This is a genomic window from Halomonas llamarensis (genome assembly GCF_023555005.1).
Taxonomy (GTDB): Bacteria; Pseudomonadota; Gammaproteobacteria; order Pseudomonadales; family Halomonadaceae; genus Vreelandella; species Vreelandella llamarensis.
In genome coordinates this window covers 12,993-32,214 of the sequence record NZ_JAMJPJ010000007.1, presented here as the reverse complement: position 1 = coordinate 32,214, position 19,222 = coordinate 12,993, and the positions used below count along the sequence as shown (strand labels likewise).

General features: G+C 59.3%; 17 protein-coding genes and 1 pseudogene. 8 read left to right on the top strand and 10 right to left on the bottom strand.

Annotated features, from left to right (window positions below):
- Positions 1-31 precede the first annotated feature (31 nt).
- From mutY to M8006_RS06465, 3 genes and pseudogenes are all read right to left on the bottom strand, one after another.
- Positions 32-1,129: an A/G-specific adenine glycosylase gene (mutY, locus tag M8006_RS06475; RefSeq protein ID WP_250080654.1), complete on the bottom strand. Its 1,098-nt coding sequence runs from the start codon at positions 1,127-1,129 to the stop codon at positions 32-34.
- Between the two features lie 527 nt (positions 1,130-1,656).
- Positions 1,657-3,549: pseudogene (locus M8006_RS06470) on the bottom strand (AsmA family protein); the annotation flags it as partial.
- Positions 3,546-4,031, bottom strand: a complete 486-nt coding sequence (locus M8006_RS06465) for a GNAT family N-acetyltransferase (protein ID WP_250080652.1) — start codon at positions 4,029-4,031, stop codon at positions 3,546-3,548. The gene M8006_RS06465 and the pseudogene M8006_RS06470, both read right to left, overlap by 4 nt.
- Positions 4,032-4,278: 247 nt before the next feature.
- Between M8006_RS06465 and hisB the strand changes: the two genes are divergently transcribed.
- Genes hisB through hisF form a run of 4 tightly spaced genes read left to right on the top strand, consistent with a single transcriptional unit; the run spans position 4,279 to position 7,076 of the window.
- Entirely contained in the window at positions 4,279-4,872 is a 594-nt protein-coding gene (hisB, locus tag M8006_RS06460) for an imidazoleglycerol-phosphate dehydratase HisB (RefSeq protein WP_250080651.1), read from the top strand.
- 10 nt (positions 4,873-4,882) lie between these two features.
- Positions 4,883-5,524, top strand: a complete 642-nt coding sequence (hisH, locus tag M8006_RS06455) for an imidazole glycerol phosphate synthase subunit HisH (protein WP_250080650.1) — start codon at positions 4,883-4,885, stop codon at positions 5,522-5,524.
- A gap of 29 nt (positions 5,525-5,553) precedes the next feature.
- The gene (gene hisA, locus M8006_RS06450) at positions 5,554-6,306 is read left to right on the top strand and encodes a 1-(5-phosphoribosyl)-5-[(5-phosphoribosylamino)methylideneamino]imidazole-4-carboxamide isomerase (protein ID WP_250080649.1); all 753 of its coding nucleotides are present in this window, start codon (positions 5,554-5,556) and stop codon (positions 6,304-6,306) included.
- Complete coding sequence (gene hisF / locus M8006_RS06445; protein WP_250080648.1) at positions 6,303-7,076, top strand: imidazole glycerol phosphate synthase subunit HisF; 774 nt, start codon at positions 6,303-6,305, stop codon at positions 7,074-7,076. The genes hisA and hisF overlap by 4 nt, the downstream gene beginning before the upstream one ends.
- A gap of 14 nt (positions 7,077-7,090) precedes the next feature.
- On the opposite strand, the gene M8006_RS06440 is transcribed toward hisF, so the two are convergent.
- Positions 7,091-7,684, bottom strand: coding sequence for a YjaG family protein (locus M8006_RS06440; RefSeq protein ID WP_250080647.1), 594 nt, complete (start codon positions 7,682-7,684; stop codon positions 7,091-7,093).
- Positions 7,685-7,807: 123 nt separating this feature from the next.
- Here M8006_RS06440 and M8006_RS06435 point away from each other — a divergent pair, with 123 nt between their 5' ends.
- Positions 7,808-8,488 carry a type 1 glutamine amidotransferase gene (locus M8006_RS06435; protein WP_250080646.1) on the top strand — a complete coding sequence of 227 codons (681 nt, stop codon included), beginning with the start codon at positions 7,808-7,810 and terminating at the stop codon, positions 8,486-8,488.
- Here the strand turns inward: M8006_RS06435 and mnmH are convergent.
- From mnmH to M8006_RS06415, 4 genes are all read right to left on the bottom strand, one after another.
- A complete protein-coding gene (gene mnmH / locus M8006_RS06430) occupies positions 8,462-9,625 on the bottom strand; it encodes a tRNA 2-selenouridine(34) synthase MnmH (RefSeq protein WP_430886810.1) in 1,164 nt (387 codons plus the stop codon). The genes M8006_RS06435 and mnmH overlap by 27 nt on opposite strands.
- Positions 9,622-10,659 (bottom strand): selenide, water dikinase SelD, encoded by a 1,038-nt coding sequence (gene selD / locus M8006_RS06425; RefSeq protein WP_250080645.1) that lies wholly within the window; start codon positions 10,657-10,659, stop codon positions 9,622-9,624. Before selD ends, mnmH begins: the two co-directional genes overlap by 4 nt.
- A 56-nt stretch (positions 10,660-10,715) precedes the next feature.
- A complete protein-coding gene (gene radA, locus M8006_RS06420) occupies positions 10,716-12,098 on the bottom strand; it encodes a DNA repair protein RadA (RefSeq protein ID WP_250080644.1) in 1,383 nt (460 codons plus the stop codon).
- A gap of 153 nt (positions 12,099-12,251) precedes the next feature.
- Complete coding sequence (locus M8006_RS06415; protein ID WP_250080738.1) at positions 12,252-12,704, bottom strand: copper resistance protein NlpE N-terminal domain-containing protein; 453 nt, start codon at positions 12,702-12,704, stop codon at positions 12,252-12,254.
- A gap of 249 nt (positions 12,705-12,953) precedes the next feature.
- Here M8006_RS06415 and hisC point away from each other — a divergent pair, with 249 nt between their 5' ends.
- Complete coding sequence (gene hisC / locus M8006_RS06410) at positions 12,954-14,015, top strand: histidinol-phosphate transaminase (protein ID WP_250080643.1); 1,062 nt, start codon at positions 12,954-12,956, stop codon at positions 14,013-14,015.
- Here the strand turns inward: hisC and M8006_RS06405 are convergent.
- Positions 14,012-14,884 (bottom strand): LysR substrate-binding domain-containing protein, encoded by an 873-nt coding sequence (locus M8006_RS06405; protein WP_250080642.1) that lies wholly within the window; start codon positions 14,882-14,884, stop codon positions 14,012-14,014. The two genes, hisC and M8006_RS06405, sit on opposite strands and share 4 nt — an antisense overlap.
- A gap of 101 nt (positions 14,885-14,985) precedes the next feature.
- On the opposite strand from M8006_RS06405, the gene M8006_RS06400 reads away from it, so the two are divergent.
- Entirely contained in the window at positions 14,986-15,858 is an 873-nt protein-coding gene (locus M8006_RS06400) for a DMT family transporter (protein WP_250080641.1), read from the top strand.
- Positions 15,859-15,960: 102 nt separating this feature from the next.
- Entirely contained in the window at positions 15,961-18,192 is a 2,232-nt protein-coding gene (locus M8006_RS06395) for a glycosyltransferase (RefSeq protein ID WP_250080640.1), read from the top strand.
- Between the two features lie 18 nt (positions 18,193-18,210).
- Here the strand turns inward: M8006_RS06395 and M8006_RS06390 are convergent, their stop codons facing one another.
- Complete coding sequence (locus M8006_RS06390) at positions 18,211-19,158, bottom strand: GNAT family N-acetyltransferase (RefSeq protein ID WP_250080639.1); 948 nt, start codon at positions 19,156-19,158, stop codon at positions 18,211-18,213.
- Positions 19,159-19,222 lie beyond the last annotated feature (64 nt).

Here is a 19,222-nt window from a genome sequence, read left to right as displayed (position 1 = left end):
TTTATGCGGATGCAAGTCGTAAAGGCCCAGCCTACGCGTGCCCAGGCGCATTCTCCAGATCAAACGCGCGCGCCCCGGCTTGCGCTTGCGTCAGTAAGCGCTTTACCGGTGCCGCCAACCCCAGCTCAGGCGGGTCATTGAGGTCGTACCACACGCCTCTTTCATGCACGCCTGAAAGCGTTGTGCAAACCACCGGCTTCGGGGTGATTTGCAGGCGAAAGTGACTAAACGTGTGGGTGAAAACAGGCCGCGTCGGTTCGTGCTGGGGGAAAACGGTATGCGTGTCTACCCAATCATCTAACGCCTGCTGGGTATCGAATTGCGGCAAACTCCATAATCCACCCCATAAACCGCTGGGTGGGCGCTGTTCCAGCCAAACGCGACCCTTGGCATCTTGCAACAAAAGCATGAGCGTTTGCCGCGTGGGTAGCACTTTTTTGGGCTTGGATTCCGGGTAGTGCTGCACCTCGCCGCAGGCAAGTGCCAGGCAGACATCGCTGAATGGGCATGCAGCACAAGCAGGCTGGCCGCGTTTGCACAGTGTCGCGCCGAAATCCATCATCGCCTGGGTGTAGTCGGCAAGGCGCGTAGCGGGCGTGTAGTAGTCAGCCAGTGCCCAAAGCTTGCGCTCTACCGCAGGCCTCCCCGGCCAGCCAGGAACGGCGTGCAGGCGCGTCAACGAACGCTTGACGTTGCCATCCAGAATCACCGCCCGCTTGCCGATACTTTGGGCGATGATCGCCCCAGCGGTGGAACGACCAATGCCGGGCAGTGCCATTAGCGCCGCCTCGCTCTCCACCGGCAGCTCGCCGCCGTGCTCAGCGAGGGCGACTTGTGCTGCCTTGTGCAAGTTACGCGCCCGGGCGTAATACCCAAGCCCCGTCCACAGATGCAATACTTCATCCTGCGGGGCACGGGCGAGCGCTTCAAGCGTCGGGAAACGCGCCATAAAGCGGTTAAAGTAATCCATTACCGTGGTGACTTGGGTTTGCTGCAACATGATTTCTGATACCCACACGCGGTATGGCGTACGCGGGGACTGCCAGGGCAAATCATGACGGCCATCCTGATCAAACCAGGCTAAAAGCCGCTTTTGAAACTCACCCGACGAGAGCCGCGGTGTCGGCATCGGGTCCTTTGCGGGATGACCTTTTGCGTCTTTGGGCATAAATGCTTGACCTACAAAAAAGCGCCAGCAGAACGCCGACGCCAATGGGCTTGCAAGAAGTCTCAATCAAATAGACGACGTAAGCCGTCGCGAAGTTCCTGAGTTGTTTCTTCGCCTAGGCGCTCATCAAGGCGCTTAAACGAGTCTTCTAGCGCGCCTTCTGCGCGACGTCCCACTTCATCGCTCAAAAGTTCGGCCATATTGGCTTGAAACGCCTCACGGTCAAATCGGCACCACTCGTTTCGCGCGTCGCTAACATGTCCTTTACAGCGCACTGGCAACGCTAACTGTTCAAGGCGTGGATTGACCTCGCAGGCGGCATCAGCGGTATTCACCACACGGGCTTTCGTCAGAACATCAAAGCGCTGGCTGCCAAGATCAAATGCCCCGCCTCCGCGCACATCAATGCCGGGCAGCGTAATGTGCAAGTCGTCGCTTTCCAGTATGCCATCGCGAACCACAAAAGGGGCGTCAAAACGGTCAAAGCGAGTATCGCTGTGCCAGTCGCGGCGTGTGGATTCATCTTCAAACGTGGCAGCAATTTCGCACATTTCCTTTGAGATATTGATGTCCAAAATGGCGCCATTGCTTAGCGAGGTCTCAAGCTCACCATTAAGATGGCGAATCAACTCTTCGCGGGCATTGCCACGCGTTGTCAGCTCGCCATCGACATTGAGCTGGCCGCGAATCGGCGAGGCGTCTTCGCTGAAGGTCTCGAGTAACGACGCGATGTCTACGTTAGCAACGCGTGGTTGAAATGCCCATGCCATCGGCGTTTCACGACTATCGAGCCGTCCCGTGGCGCTTAGCTCCCCGCCATAAAAACCCGATTCAAACGCACTCAACCTATGCTCGCCGTCGTTACCTTCAAGCGTGAGCGTCGGCTCATCAAAGGTGAGACCGGAAAGAATAAACGTCTCTAAACGAATCGCTGCATCCAAAGTGAGTGTTGAAAGCCAAGCCTGCGGCAAGAGCCCGCCTGCATCATCAGCGAGCGCCTTACGAAAGAAGCCTCGACTGGCTTGCGCTGGCGCACCGTCCGCCGGCAAGTAGCGGTCAAGATTGAACGTATCGCCTTCAAGGTCAAACGCGAGTACGGAGCCATCAAGCGCCGCAGAAAGCTCGCCAGTAAACGTGGTGTCATCCACCACCAGCGAGAGGTTAGGTAGCGCGACCCGTTGCAAAGTCCCCTTCACTGGGCTAGTGAGCGCCACATCACTCAACGCGTCTTCGTGACGGGTGGAAAGCGCCATTCCCGCGCGGTTAAGCCACGGCCTTAAGTTAAACGGCGATGCGGTCAGCTGGCCTTGGTATTGAGGCGCCTCCAGCAGCTGGGAGAACGTAAGGTTGCCTTGCACACGCAAGTCATCGGGTCCGCTCAGCTCCAGAGCCTTTAACACCGCTGTCTGTGCGCCCCAATCGCTGTCTAAACCAAGAGCCAAGCGTAAAGCCAACCCGCCGTCCCAGTTGTCGGCATGGCGTAGATTTGCCTCGATAACGCCTTCAGTGACCAACAGCTGCTTGCTCTCCAAGCGGGCGTCAATCTCAGCGGCACTAAGATCGATTTGCTGTGGCTCGCCTTGCGGCACAAAGCGGTTACGCGTGGCGAGCTGAGCACTTTCTAAAACGAAGCGTTGATCGGCGAGGGCGAGCCTCATGCGGGTATCGAGGCTGACATCACTGGTGGCATCGGGCTCACGCTCGAGCGTAGCCGCGCTAAGTTTCTTATAGCGCTTAAGGGTAAACGTCGCTTTAAGCGGGAAAGAGCGCAGCGGATTAACGTTACTACCGGTGATATTGAGTTTTTCTAGCTGCCACATCTCACCTACTTGGGCATCTCTGTAGTAAATATTGGCGTTTCTCATCTGCACGCTGGCGATGTTAAGTACCACATCCAAATTGCCCGCTTCCGCATGGGGGCCGGCACTTGCTGGGGCTAAAGCACGCTCCGCTTGCTCACCCTCTTCCATTAGGCGATTGAGCAGCGGCTCCCAGTTACCCTCACCATCCTGGTTACGCTCTAAATTCAGCCGCATGCCATCGAGCGTCAATCCATCCACGGCGATTTCCCCGCGCAATAGGGGCGCAAACGCCACGCTCACTTCGGCACGCTCAATAGCCGCAAACGCGGCATTATCGGTGTTTTGTTCGGGTAGCCAGGCGCGCGCTTTTTCCACACTCATCCCGATTCGCGGATAAAATGACCAGCTTAAGGCACCATCCAGAGATAAGCTCAGGCCGGTTTGCTCTTCGACAACGTCAGTTAAGCGGGGTTTGAAGTCTTCTGGGTCGAGAAACGTCGTGACATACACCACCGCTGCCACGGCAACAACGGCCAATATGCCGACGGCGGCGAGTAAAATACGTAGCAGTTGCTTCATGGTGCGTGCCATCCTTGAGGATCAAGCTCAACAAAATCACTGGTAGAGGGTTTACCTGGCTCCACGGCGGGCGTTGCCACCGGCCGATAGCCCAGTTTTGATAGCAGCACCCGGTCCGCCAGCGGCAGCGATGCGGTTTCTATACGTAGCACCCGGCCATCTGCATGCGCTTGCTCGGCGAGTAGCGCCATCAAGCGCGACCCCACCCCGCGGCGGCGCGTGGTTTTGCGCACACAGAGATCCGACAGCCACCAAGCGCCATCGTCGGCCTCTTTAAGCGCGACCGCGCTCAGCAAACGCGCATTAAATAGTGCGCAGGCAAACGAATGTTGGGCATTTAAATGCTGTTCAATGAAAGGTTCGACGGTGTGAGGAGGCATCCGGTCGTCAGGCGCGTCGTGGTAGATGCGTACCAAATCCAGTCGCGTTTGGGCATCCGCCTCCCAGCGGGCCCGGTCGACATGGTGCAGTGTCACCGGCATGATAAAACTCCTCTTGGCCAATGCAGTTAAGCTGCCGTTTACGCCCTGTGCATTTAAGCCCTGCCACAGGTGCGACTTTGCCCGCATTGTAGCGGATAGGCGGGCCAATTCACTATAATGCCAGCTTTGCCGCAGGCTGGGTTGTAAATACGCTTTCTATTACAGGCTCTGCCTGATACATCAGCGGTGAATATTTAACCCGCCTCAGGCTCCCCTTCCACATGCGCCTTAGCGCAGGAGACGCAACATGTCAGCGCTTATCGCCACGGTCAGCCGTGACACGCAAGAAACGCAGATCAAGGTCAGCGTGAACCTCGACGGCGAAGGCCGCCTCACCTGCGAAACCGGCGTTCCGTTTCTGGATCACATGCTCGATCAAGTCGCGCGTCACGGGATGATTGATCTTGATATCCATGCCAAGGGCGACCGGCACATTGACGATCACCACACGGTGGAAGACTTAGGCATTACCCTTGGCCAGGCGTTCTCGAAGGCCATTGGCGATAAGCGCGGCATCTACCGCTACGGCCATGCCTATGTACCGCTGGATGAAGCGTTGTCACGCGTGGTGGTGGATTTTTCCGGCCGCCCCGGTTTGTATATGAACGCCGACTTCACCCGCGATACGATTGGCCGCTTAGACACACAACTTTTTCAGGAGTTTTTCCAAGGCTTTGTCAATCACGCTGGCGTCACGCTGCATATCGATAATCTCAAGGGATTCAACGCCCATCACCAGGCCGAAACCATCTTTAAAGCCTTTGGCCGCGCGCTGCGCATGGCGGTAGCGGAAGACCCGCGTATGGCGGGCCAAATGCCTTCGACCAAAGGCTGTTTATAAGGAGCGCTTTATGACTATTGCCGTCATCGACTACGGGATGGGCAACCTACACTCTGTGGCCAAGGCGCTGGAGCACGTGACTCACGAAAACGTCGTGATCACCCGCGACCCTCGCCGCATTCTCGGCGCCACCCGCCTAGTGCTACCCGGCCAAGGGGCGATTCGCGACTGCGTGGGGGAGCTTGAACGCACCGAGTTGCGCGGCCTGGTGGAAGATATCCTCGCGCGCCAAGGCAAGCCGCTGTTAGGCATCTGCGTGGGCCAGCAGATGCTGCTGGAACACAGTGAAGAAAACGGCGGCGTTCAGTGTCTGGGCGTGTTCAAGGGCGAGGTTCGCCGCTTTCCTGCCGATATGCGCGATAATTTTGAGCAACGCCTAAAAGTGCCTCACATGGGTTGGAACCTGGTCGAGCAGCACCACGAGCACCCCATATGGGAAGGCATCGACAACCAAGAGCACTTCTACTTCGTGCACAGCTTTTATGTCGACGCGACCGATGATGCCGAGGTGTTCGGCTCCACGCAGTATGGCAAGGTGAACGCGCACGTCGCGATTGGGCGTGAATCGACCTTCGCCGTGCAGTTCCACCCGGAAAAAAGCTCCCGCGCGGGCCTGCGCCTGTTGCAGAACTTCGTCACCTGGACGCCTTAAATCATACGGACGCCTTAAAGGAACACATCATGCTAGTCATTCCCGCGATCGACTTAAAAGACGGCCAGTGCGTGCGCTTGAAGCAAGGCCGCATGGAAGACGCCACCTCCTACGGCGATGACCCAGTGGCCATGGCCGCTCGCTGGGTGGAAGCCGGTGCCCGTCGCCTGCATTTGGTCGACCTAAACGGTGCCTTTGAAGGCAAGCCAATTAACGGAGACGCCGTGACCGCCATTGCCCGCGCCTACCCCGACCTCCCAATTCAGATCGGCGGCGGTATCCGCAGCGCGGCGACCATCGAACACTACCTTGAGGCAGGCGTTTCCTACGTGATAATCGGCACCAAAGCAGTGAAAGAGCCCGATTTCGTGGGTGAGATGTGTCGCGCCTTCCCAGGGCATGTGATTGTCGGCCTTGATGCCAAAGACGGCTATGTCGCCACCGACGGCTGGGCCGAAGTCTCCACCATCAAAGCCACCGAACTTGCCAAGCGCTTTGCTGACGACGGCGTCTCGTCCATCGTCTACACCGATATCGCCCGCGACGGCATGATGCAGGGCGTCAATGTCGAGGCGACCGCACAGCTTGCCCGCCACGGCGGCTTGCCGGTCATTGCCTCGGGCGGCGTCACCAATCTCGACGACATCAAAGCGCTTTGTAACGTCGCCGATAGCGGCATTCTCGGCGCCATTACCGGCCGCGCCATCTACGAAGGCACGATTGATGTCGCCGAGGCGCAGCGCTTAAGTGATCAACTAACGGGCAGAGGGAAGACATCATGAGCCTTGCCAAACGCATCATACCGTGTCTCGACGTCGACGCCGGGCGCGTGGTCAAAGGGGTTAACTTTATCGGCATCCGCGATGCCGGCGACCCGGTGGAAATTGCTCAGCGCTACAACCAACAAGGCGCCGACGAAATCACTTTCCTGGATATCACCGCGAGCCACGAGGACCGCGATACCACGGTGGAAATGGTCGAGCGCATCGCCGGCGAAGTGTTCATCCCGCTGACCGTGGGCGGCGGCATCCGCACCTGCGATGATATCCGCACCATGCTCAACGTTGGCGCGGATAAAGTCTCGATCAACACCGCCGCCGTCAATAATCCCGAGTTCGTCCGTGAAGCGGCCGAGCGTTTCGGCAGCCAATGTATCGTCGTGGCCATCGACGCCAAAAAGGTAACCCAAGAGGGCGAAGCGGAACGTTGGGAGATTTTTACCCACGGCGGACGTCGCCCCACCGGGCTTGATGCCATTGAGTGGGCGAAAAAGATGGCCGAGTACGGTGCTGGCGAGCTATTGCTGACCAGCATGGACCGCGACGGCACCAAAATCGGCTTTGACCTTGGCGTCACCCACGCCATTGCCGAAGCCGTTAGCGTACCGGTCATCGCCTCGGGTGGGGTCGGCAATCTCGACCACTTGGCCGAAGGCGTGATCAAAGGGGGCGCCGACGCGGTGCTCGCCGCCAGCATCTTTCACTTCGGCGAATATACCATCCCCGAAGCCAAGCGCTACATGGCCGAACGTGGTATCGAAATGCGGCTGTAAGGCCGCATTGGCTTTTAATCCTCCAGCGACAAGCCGAGATTGCTGATGCCGTCGTTGCGGCCGAGCTGGCGGATGGCTTTGATGGCGTTTTTATCCAGCGGCTCAGCGGCCGCGGCCAGCACCGCGTCTTGGAAGTTATTTTCATCCTCTGTAAGCGGGTGATCGCGAATCAAGAGGGCCAGTGTTTGCGCGTCCTCCTCGCCCTCAGTGAGTTCGATAAACGCGCGCACGCCCGCGCGCGAAGTGCGGCTGACATCCAGTACCGCTTCCGGCGCTTCCCCCTGCAGGGTATCGAGAATCGACGAGATCGACACCACCGCGTCCAGTGCGCGACGGGCGCCGAAACTATCGTCGTCTTCCGGCGGCACACTCTCGGCCAGCTTCTCCGCTTGGCGGGCGAAATCGATGTTCGCGCCGCGCACGCTCAAATGCTCCCACACCAAATCTAAAACGGCGCGCAGCGTATGCACATCACCGTGGCCGGTCGTCTGCGCGTAGAGGGCGTAGTTGGGCAAAAGTCGCTCGCACAGCGCGGCCATAAAAGCTTGCTGGGCGTGTAACGGCAGCTGCTGAAGTCGCTGATAAAAGCCAAGGGGTTTTGACGCCATGAGGATATCCTGTTGCGGGTAAATATCGGTTGGGGAAAGCCTTACCGATACGGTATTGTCTCACTCCCCTACCGCCGCTTGCGGTAGGGGAGCGTGTTATGTGCGGCCGGCAAGGAGATTACCATGCATATTCATCTGCTACAGCACGGCCCGGATTACGGCCCTGCCCGGTTAACCGATTGGTTGGCCAGCATGGGCCACAGCTACACCGTGTTTCACCTCTACGACGGCGAATTACCGCCCCGCCCAGGTGATTGCGATGCGTTGATCGTGCTCGACGGCCCGGAGGCGCTGCTTAACGCACCACCCGCTTGGTACAAGGCCGAAGACAAGCTGATCAACCGCTTGCTGGATAGCCGAAAACCGCTGTTAGGCATTGGTTTAGGCGCGCATTATATTGCCGACGCACTTGGCGCGATAAGCGCGCTCGGCATCTATCCGGAGACCGGCTGGCACAAGGTTAGCCTGGCGGACGAAAGCCCCTTCGAGCTGCCCGAAACGTTCGATGCCTTTATGTGGCACCGCTACGTGTTTAGCTTACCCGATGGCGCCCTGGCCCTAGGCGGCAGTGCCGCCGCGCCGCTGCAAGGGTTTTCTTGGGACGAAGGACGCGTGATGGGGCTGTTGTGCCACCTAGAGGCCTCCCAGGCCAGCGTTAAGCAGCTGATGGCCGGTCAGCCAGTGCCCGAAGGGCGCGACGACTACACCCAGGCCGATGCCGAGATTTTTGCCGAGCCTAAGCGCTTCGACCGCTTGGCACCGCTGCTCGACCGGGTGCTAAGCCAATGGCTGGGGCACGCCTGAGCGCGCATGGCCATGTCGGTTAGCGGCGTGCTCAGCCAGCCATTGCTGCGCGGCTTCCCGGCAGCTCTCCCAATCACCCACGTGTAACTCAACCGCGCCAGCATCCTGCTGGCGCTTTAAGTGATAGCGGTAAAGCGGATCGTAGTATTCAGTTAACAGCGGCGCCAGCCAGGCTTCGTGGGCCTGACGATCACCCCACTCATGGGCGGCAAACGCCAACGCCTGCAGACGTTGTAAGCGCTGCAATCGCGCGTCGCCCAAGCGTTTTTTCAGCCGCGCCAGCGAGTTTGAAAGCTGCGCTTGCATGCGTTGCCAGCCTTCCTCCGGGCCAAACTGCTCGGCGTAGCCGCGCTCAAGATCGATAATGTAGTCCTGAATCAGTTGCGCTAAGCGCCAATCGAGTGGCATCTCGATACGTAGTCGCGGCGCCTGTTCCATCGCCCGCCAGAATGTTAGCGGCACGTTGACGTTGCCGATCTGGCGCGATTCGTCCTCCACCGCGAGCGACCCAGGCAGCGTTAAAAGCCGCTTCCCAAGAGTATGCTCGAAATCGATCTGCGACGGCGGCGGCTCGGGCATACGCCCAAACGCCGAGCCTTTATGGCGGGCAAAGCCTTCCAGATCGACGCCGCCTTCAAGTTGGTTAATCAGCACCGTTTTGGCGCAACCGGTCAAGCCGCCGATGACCAGCATCGGCTGCTCGGCAGCGGTGTCGATGCGCGCCATCAGCGCTTGACGCAGGGCTTTCCAGCCGCCGTTGATGCGCGGGCGGTGAGTGCCCGCATCAAAGAGCCAGGTTTGCGCAATCTGCGAGCGCAGCCCGCCGCGAAAGCAGTAAATAACGGCATCGGGGTGCTGCGCCACGTATTCTTGCCAGGCTTTCACACGGGCATGTTTGACGTCGCCGCTCACCAGCTGTTCGCCCAGCGCAATCGCCGCGGCTTGGCCGTGCTTTTTATAAGCAATGCCCACCCGGTGGCGCTCGTTATCGTTCATCAGCGGCAAATTTACCGCGCCGGGCAGCGCCCCTTGGGCAAACTCTACCGGTGCGCGCACATCGATCAGCGGTTTGCCTGCGCGAATCAGCGCCAGATCGGCGTCAATGCTGGGTAGGTTCGGACGAGCGATTCGACTCACCCAATCACCTCAATCAGCGCCGGGCCTTCCTGTTTGTGCAGCGTGCCAAAGGGCACCAGATCAAGCCCGTGGGCTCGGCCGATACGCTCGACGTCATCTTCCCATGCGGGGTCAACGGCGATAAGCAGCCCGCCGGACGTCTGCGGGTCGCAAAGCCACTGCCAGTGCGCCTCGTCCATCGCGGGTAGGCTTTCGCCTAGCGCTTGGCGGTTACGCTCACTGCCACCCGGCACGGCACCCTGGCGACGGTACGTTTCCGCCTCGGAAAGCCTTGGCAGGCGACGAAAATCAATCCGCGCCCGCAGACCGCTAGCAGCGCATATTTCGGTTAAGTGGCCAGCAAGGCCGAAGCCGGTGACATCGGTCATGGCGTTAACGCCTTTCACCTTACTCAGTGGCACGCCAATATCGTTGGGTTTGAGCATGGTTTCCCGCGCCAACGCTTCATGGCCGGGTTGAACCAACCCGTGCTTTTCTGCGGTGGTCAGCATGCCCACGCCCAGCGGCTTGGTCAGAAAGAGCAAACCCCCCGGCTTGGCGCCGCTATTTAATTTCAGATTGTCCAAATCCACTAACCCATTGACGGCGAGACCGAAGATCGGCTCCGGGGCATCAATCGAATGGCCACCCGCCAGCGCAACACCCAGTTCGCGGCACACCGCCTGGGCGCCAGCGACCACATCGCCAGCGACATCGGCACTGAGTTTATCCAGCGGCCAACCCAGGATACTCAAGGCCATAACCGGGGTGCCGCCCATGGCGTACACGTCACTAATGGCATTGATCGCGGCAATACGGCCAAAATCAAACGGATCGTCGACGATAGGCATGAAGAAATCGGTGGTCGCGATCATCCCGCGCCCGTCGCCCAAATCGTACACGGCGGCGTCTTCGCGGCCTTCGTTACCCACAACCAGCCGATGACTGCCCGCTGGCCGACCCGCTTTGGCTAGAATACCGTCCAGCACATCGGGGGCGATCTTGCAGCCGCAGCCAGCGCCGTGGCTGTATTGCGTCAAGCGAATGCTTTTCATGGTGTTTCTCCTTGAGCGGGTCGGTTTGTCTTCAGTCTAACGTAGTCCGCGGCGACCTACAGCGCCTCCAACGCATCCGAGAGTTTGTCCACGGGGATGACCTCCATCCCCGGCAGCGCGTTTTTGGGGGCATTAGCGCGCGGCACGATAGCACGTTGAAAACCGTGCTTGGCCGCTTCGGTGATACGCTCCTGGCCGCTGGGTACCGGGCGAATTTCGCCGGAAAGCCCCACCTCGCCAAACACCACAAGCTCCTTGGGCAGCGCGCGGTTTTGCAGGCTCGAAACCACCGCGAGCAACACGGCAAGGTCGGCGCTGGTTTCGAGCACCTTGACGCCGCCCACGACGTTCAAAAACACATCCTGATCACCGGTAAAAAGCCCGCCGTGGCGATTGAGTACCGCCAACAACATCGCCAGGCGGTTGGGGTCGAGCCCTACCGCCACCCGGCGCGGATTGCCCAGCGCGGATTCATCCACCAGCGCCTGCACCTCCACCAGAATCGGCCGCGTGCCTTCCCACACCACCATCACCAGGCTGCCCGGCGCCTGCTCTTCGTTGCGTGAGAGAAAAATCGCGCTGGGGTTTTTCACCTCTTTCAGCCCCTGCTCCAGCATGGCGAACACGCCCAGCTCATTGACCGCGCCAAAGCGGTTTTTCTGCCCGCGCAGGGTACGAAAGCGCGAATCGGCGCCGCCTTCGAGCAACAGCGAGGCGTCGATCATGTGCTCCAGCACCTTGGGCCCAGCGAGGCTACCGTCTTTGGTGACGTGGCCCACTAATAACAACACCGTGTTGCTCTGCTTGGCGAAACGGGTCAGCGCGGCGGCGGACTCGCGCACCTGCGCCACGCCGCCAGGGGCAGAGCTAATGTCTTCCAGGTGCATGGTCTGGATCGAGTCGATCACCAGAATCTCGGGCTTTTCGCGCTCGGCCACGGCAAGAATGGTTTCGATGCTGGTTTCGGCCAGCATTTTCAGCCCCTGGGTCGGGAGCTGCAGGCGGTGCGCGCGCATCGCGACTTGCGACAGCGACTCTTCACCGGTTACGTAGAGAATGCGCCGCTGCTGGGCGAGCTTGCAGGCGGTTTGGAGTAACAGCGTGGACTTACCCGCGCCAGGGTGGCCGCCAAGCAGCACCGCCGAGCCCGGCACTAATCCGCCGCCGAGCACGCGGTCGAACTCGCCAAAGGTGGAGCTCATGCGCGGCACTTCGCTCAAATCGACGCTGGCAAGGTCCACCACCTCGCGTGAGAGGGCGCCGGAATAGCCCGCGCGCCCTGACGGTGAGCCTGAGGCACTACCGGCACCGGGGCGCGCCGGCGCTAAGCGCACTTCCGTCAGTGTATTCCATTCCTTGCAGCTGCCACACTGCCCTTGCCACTTGCGGTACTCGGCGCCGCATTCGGTACATACAAAGGCGCTTTTGGCTTTAACCACCGCTTTCTCCTATTCAAGCTATTGCCCTTCGACAAGCTCAGGATGATCGGTATGAGAGCCGTTCACTTTGAGCCTGTCGAAAAGTGAGATGGGATCCGTAAACGCAAAAGGCGGCCGCAGCCGCCTTGTCATCCGCATTGGGGTCGAACGCGTTTAGAGTTGGCGATCCAAACGCAGCATCTCACCGTTTTCAAAGCGGCGACGCTCGGGGTCAATCAGCTCAAGCGTCTGCGGATCAATGCGCAGGAAGTAATAAATCTGGCCTTCACCATCGGGCGTCAGCTCATAGACAGTGGCGTCCGGGTCGGACGGCGTGCCGGTCAGCACTTCCCAATTACCTACATAGTTTTCATCCGGCGGATTTTGCGGATGGTTACGGTAGGCCGCATTTAAGGCGAACGTACGCGCCTCGGCGGCGTCCATCTCTTCGCCGCTCATCACAACATCAAGGTCGATGCCATCACAGTTGCGGCATGGCAGCGTGCCTTGGTAGTTAACCTCGGGGGTCTCAGCGACATCCTCGCCGCTTTGCTCCATCGGCCCTGTGGCACAGCCCGCTAATAAAGCCAGCATGGCAGAACCGGCAAACACGCTTTTTAGCGACATTGTCTTCAAATACGAGGTTTTCAAATACGAAGTCTTCAAATACATGGCGTCTCTCCTTTTATGGATGTTGAGCATATGATCTTGAGTGTATGACCTTAAAAAGAATTGCAATCATCGCTTTCATCGCGTTTAAGACAGCATACCCCCTACAACGTGCAACGCCCACCCCAATCACCGGGCAGTGCTTGCGCTTTCTCCACCGCCAAGCGACCATGAGAGCCATCGATTCACACGCGTCAGGATACGCTCATGAGCCAACTTTGGAGCCCCGCCGTTCAAGCGCTAACGCCTTATGTGCCGGGCGAGCAGCCCACCGAACGGGTCATCAAGCTAAACACCAATGAAAACCCCTACCCGCCTGCACCGGGCGTGGGCGAGGTGCTGCGCGAATTCGCCACTGATCATCTGCGCCTTTACCCCGACCCCACCTCGCACGCGCTACGCTCAGCGTTGGCCAACAGTTTCGGCGTGGAAACCCCTCAGGTATTCTCCGGTAACGGCTCGGATGAAGTGCTGGCCTTCGCCTTTCAGGCGTTTTTTTGCCACGGCGCGCCGCTCGATGTGCCGACGATTACCTATAGCTTCTACCCAGTATATGCCAAGCTTTACGGCATTGAGTTGCGCCAGCACCCGCTAAACGAACAGTGGGAAGTCGACCTTGATGCGCTAGCCGAAGCGCCTTCGCGCAGCGGGGTAATTTTCGCCAACCCCAACGCGCCAACCGGCCACGCGCACTCGCTTGCCGCGCTAGAAGCGCTGCTTGAACGCGTCACCGACCGCGTGGTGCTGATCGATGAGGCCTACGTCGATTTCGGTGCGGATAGCGCGGTGGCATTAACTCAGCGCTACCCCAACCTGCTGGTGACCGGCACGTTTTCCAAATCGCGCAGCCTCGCGGGTATCCGTTTAGGCTACGCGGTGGGCTCGCGTGAGCTGATCGAAGGCCTTGAGCGGGTGAAGGACTCGTTTAACTCTTACCCGGTGGATAGCCTCGCCAGCCGCGTCGGCATCGCCGCGCTTGAAGACCACGCGCATTTCGAAGCCTGCCGCGAGCACGTGATCACCACCCGCGAACGCACCCGAAGCCGACTCGAATCGCTGGGCTTTGACGTGCTGCCCTCCAAGGCCAACTTTATCCTCGCGCAACATCCCGCGTTTGACGGCGCGCCGCTTTTCGCCGGCCTGCGCGAGCGCGGCATTCTGGTACGCCACTTCAATAAAGCGGGCCTTGAGAATTTCTTGCGCATCAGCATCGGCACCGACGATGAGATGGATAGCCTGATTGAAGCGCTGGAATCGTTGATCCACTAAACCGGCACCCACTCATTGGCCAGTTGCTCACGAATCAGTTCACCTAAGCGCCGCGCCGGTTCCGAAGGCCGGTGCGGCGCCCAGTGCAGCGCCAGTTCAATTGAGGGTAGCGCGGGCAAGCCGCTGCTTTCATCCAGCGGCTTGAGGGTGGGTTTCAGCATGCTGCGCGTGACCACCGCAATGGCCAACCCCGCCATGACCACCGGCGCCAAGCCACTCATGGACTGGCTTGTATAGGCGACCCGCCACTGACGCCCGGCATTTTGCAACGCCTGCTCTGCCACTTCGCGAAACACATCCGCCCCCGGCGTATAGAGCGCCAACGGTAGCGGGTCGCTGAGAAGCGGCTGATGACGCAATCCCACGGCCCAATAAAGCGGCTCGCGACGAATCACCTCGCCGCCCGGCGAACGGCGCTGGCGGGTTACCAGCGCTAGGTCCATCTCGGCGTTTTTGACCCGCTCGGCCAAATCCGCGCTAGTGCCGCAAATCACTTCCAAGCCCACACTGGGGTAAAGCTGGTGGAAGTAAGAAAACACCGACGGCAGCAGCAGCGCGTAATCTTCGGGTATTCCCAGTATCAGCTCACCGCTGACCTGACGCGCCTGCATATCGCGCCAAGCCTCTTCGTTCAGGGTTAAAAGCTTGCGGGCGTGGGTGATAAGGCGCTCTCCCTCGGCGGTGAAACGCACGCGCCGCCCTTCCCGCTCGTGTAGCACGAGCCCCAACTGCGCTTCCAAGCGCTTAAGCTGCATGCTCACCGTGGATTGGGTATAAGCAAGCCGTTTAGCCGCCGCGGTCACACTGCCGGTATCCGCGATGGCCACCAGCGTACGCAGCAGCGTAAGGTCAAATGTCGGCGCCCGCATACATCACACTCCTTGATGAATATGATCATAAATGATCGTTTTTGTGATGTGTAGGGACTGAGTATGCTGCTGGCAGGTTGACGCAATCAAGGAGAACACGGATGCAACTTACCCACTTAACCTCAGCGCGCCATCTCGGCATTCCCGCCGCGCTGATCGCGGTTGCACTGTGGAGTTCAGCACCGTTGCTGGCCGAACAAGCGCGCAGCGTTTCACCGCTAATGCTCACAACGCTGACGTTGTTTGCCGGGGCGCTTTCCACCCTACCGCTAAGCCGTCGCACGTCGACTGCCCACTTAAACCTCGGCTGGTGCTTAATTATTTGGCTAGGAATGCCGCTGATCATTTTGGGTGCGGTGGGTAGCTACTTCATTGGCATGCGCATTGCGCCTGCCGCCGAGGCGGCGCTGATCACCTACACGTGGCCGGTACTGTTTGTGCTGCTCAGCCAGTGGACGCGTCTTGGCCGTATTCGGCTAAAAAGCCTGACCGGCGCGCTTATCGCTTTTAGCGGGGCCGCGCTTTTGCTCGCCCCACAGGCAGACGCCAGCGCGCCGTTGGCCTCGCTTCCCGGTTACGGCTTTGCGCTGCTCGCCGCACTGTGCTGGGCGCTCTATTCTTGGCTTGGCCAGGCAGCGCCCACTTCCCTCACTCCGCAGCTGCCTCGCCTCCTGTTGACGGCCACCTTAATGAGCGGAACCGCCACGCTGTGGTTTGAAGGAGGCATCACACTGCCGAATCAGACCGCGCTAGCAGCAGGCACCGCGCTGGGGCTGGGGCCTTTCGGTATTGCCATGGTGGCGTGGGATAAAGCCCTGCGCCACGGGCGCGCCAGTGTCGTCGGTAGCCTTGCCTACGGCGTGCCGTTGCTTGCGGCAGCGCTACTGGTAATCGCTGGCATTAGCCCGCTTGATTGGCGGCTGCCGCTGGCCGCCATGCTCGTCATCGCTGGCTGTGTACAGGCAAGTCGCTAGGCCCGGCGAACAGTGTTATCGACGGGCACATGCGTTTTGTGGCAGGTTATCGCCCTGGACATGCCTTGCATGCTAATGCCTTTCTTCTAGGAGACACACCGGGTGCCCCGCCAGCGATTGATCTCGTGGTTTTTTACTCTCAACCTTGCCCTCATTGCCGCTTTGCTGGGCTACAAGGCCTACCTAAATTTTTTCGAGCAAGACTTTCCCGGTGATCATGCTACTCAAGTCAGCGCCATTGAGTCGCTGCTGGCCGAGCGTGAGCACTACCGCTTCGCGGTGTTAGGCAACATCAATAATTCGGTCGGCATTTTTGAGCGAAAGATTATTCCGCGACTCAACCAAGAAGGATATGACTTCGTCATCTCGGCAGGTAATGCCGTCGCCAGCGGCGGCGAGGATAAATACCGCGCGCTATTCGGCACCCTTAATTACCTGGAAATGCCTTACCTATTAACCTTTGGTCTACACGAAGAGAGCCGCCTTGGGGGGTTTCGCTTTTATGACCACTTTGGCCCCTACCACTTTAGCTTTGCCGCTGGCGACAACCGTTTCACCTTTCTTGATAGCACCGGCACCACCGGTTTCAGCTGGCAAAAGCGCTGGCTAAAAGAAGTGCTCGCTGCGGGACGGGAGCCGAATCAGTTTCTCTTCAGTGCCCACCCCCTTTACCCGGTGACTCACTCAGGGCTTTTCGGCCTGGAAGATGACGACGACTATTTGCTCGACGAAGCCGCGCGCCACGCATTCACTCGACAGATTGAACAGGCCGGCGTGGATGCCGTATTTTCTTCTCAGGTGCCGCTTTTTGATCGCCAGCGCCATAGCGACACCGACTACATCGTCACCGGCGGCGCCGGTGGGCTCGTGCTCAATGACGACGAAAGCTACCACCATTTTGTTTCGGTCAGCGTTGAGGGGGATGACATTCAGATCAGCGAACAGCGCCTGGATATCGGCCAGCACGCGGTCTGGCGGACGTTGGAGAGCCTATGGTTTTTCATCTATTCGCTGTTTTACGTCGGTTACCTAAACTTCATTTTGATTGTTTCGACGTTCATTGCCATCGCGCTGTGGCTATACAGGCGTATTTTCACCGAGCAGGATTACTACCCGGATTTCGATATCGACCCGGATGCCGGTAGCGACACACCGCTAAACGTGGCCATGTTTACCAATAACTACCTGCCCTTTATTGGCGGCGTGCCGATCTCCATTGAGCGCTTAAAGCAGGGGCTTACGGAGCTTAAAAACAGCGTGCTGGTCGTCGCCCCGCGCTACCCTCAACAAACAGCCGGGGAGAAGACCGATGTGCTGCGCCTGGCCCCGCTTTTGCCGCTGGGCAGCCACAAAGAGTTTCGTCTGGCGAATATTTTCTCTTGGCGCATGCTCAAACGCGTGCGCGCCTTTGCACCGCAGGTGATTCACGTTCACCACCCGTTCTGGATCGGCCGCGCCGGTCAGCTGTTGGGCCGACTGTTGCGGGTGCCGGTGGTTTATACCTACCACACCCGCCTGGAACATTACGCCCACTATGTCCCGCTGCCGGGGCCGCTGTTTCGCAATTTGATTTCCCACGCGCTGGTCAAGCGCTTTGCCAACGGCTGTGATGCAGTGATTGTGCCCACCAGCTCTGCCGAGGAGTACCTGCGCATTATTGGGGTGAAAAAACCGATTTTTGTCCAACCAACCGGCATTGAGTACGCGCGATTTGCCGCCGCCGACAGCACCACCCTCGATACCCTGCGAAAGCGCTACCGGCTCGAGGGAAAGCGCGTACTGATATCGATTTCACGCTTGAGCAAAGAGAAGAACATCGATTTTATGCTCGATGGGCTGGTGCTTCTGCGTGATAACAGTGTGCATAATTTTCATTTACTCCTGCTAGGCGAAGGCCATGATCGGGACCGGTTACAAACGCGCATTGAGGCGCTAGGGCTTCGCGAGCACGTCACGCTGGTGGGCGCCGTTCCGCCCAACGAGGTGGCGCACTACTGCCACCTAGCCGAGCTATTCGTGTTCGCCTCGCGCTCAGAAACCCAGGGTATGGTGGTGCTCGAAGCCATGGCGGCAGGGCTACCGGTGGTGGTGATTCGTTCCAGCGGCATTGAGGATATCGTTGAGCACGGCGTTAACGGCTACAAAACCGGACCCGACCCACAAGCGTGGAGCCAACGTATTAACGACATTCTTAGCGATGACGCGCTTAAAGCGCGCATGAGCGGGCAAGCCTCAGGCTGCGCTGCGGAGCATCGCATTGAGAAGTTTGCCGTAGCCGTCCTGCGTGTTTACCGCTACGTCATTGAGGCACACCGTAAGAGGCGCGCTGGCTAGCGCTGAGGAATAACGCCATCACAGCGCGGCCTTGGTGCCATTGATCCAGGCGTAAACATCTTCGCGATGGTAGTCGATAAACCCCGCCCGCTGGTAAAGGCGGCAAGCGGGGAGGTTTGTCGCGTCAACCGACAGCAGCACGCGTTCGACACCAGCCGCTTGCGCTTGGCGAAACGCCGCATTCAACAGTTGCTCGCCCAGCCGGTAGCCACGCCAGGACGGCAACAACGCCATCAGCATCAGCTCCCAGGCGTTGACCGCTGGCCGCGGCGCCAGCAATAGAACACCGGTGATTTCCGGCGCGTTGTCACGCCACGCCGCATGCACGACATACCAATTCGCCGCCGCGTACGCATCCTGCTGATAAAACCCGGCAATTAACGCGTCGGTACCGAGTGCCTCGCGCAAGGCGACACAATCCATGGAATCAACTTGCACGGCGCTGATTAGCGCGTGTTGCTCCTCATGCGTCAACGTGGCCCACGGCACCAAGGTGATAGCCGGTGCTGGCTTTTCGGATAGCCGCGTTTTGGCCGGTGCGACCAGATAGCGCAGCGGTGCAATCAGCTGCATGCCAGCATTCCCAAGCAGCACTACGCGCTCGCGCTGCTCGGGGCCAATCACCGTATGGCAAAGCGTCAAGGCGCGCTCAGCTACCCACTGCTGCGCCACGTGCAAAAGCGCTTGTGCGGTAGCATCCTCTTCAGCGGGGAGCCACAGCTGCGCCATATTGCCCGGCAGTAGCTGCACCCAGGTCGCGTTGCAGAGTGTGTCGTTTTGGCCATCGCTAACGCATTCGGCGATAAAAAGTCCGGCCCACTCCGGCGCCTGCTGCGCTAGCTGGATATCCACCGCTTCTGCCAGCGCCTGCCACCTTGTTGATTCATGCGCCGCCGCTAGCTGCTGTAGCGCTTCATGGCGGCGGTGAGGCGGGCACGGGCGCACCGCGACTTGAGGTGTTTGCATTTCCCTTCTCCTAGCAGTGTTTTTTGCTCCATTGCCTTGAATCCCGGCGCCAGCGCCTGCATAT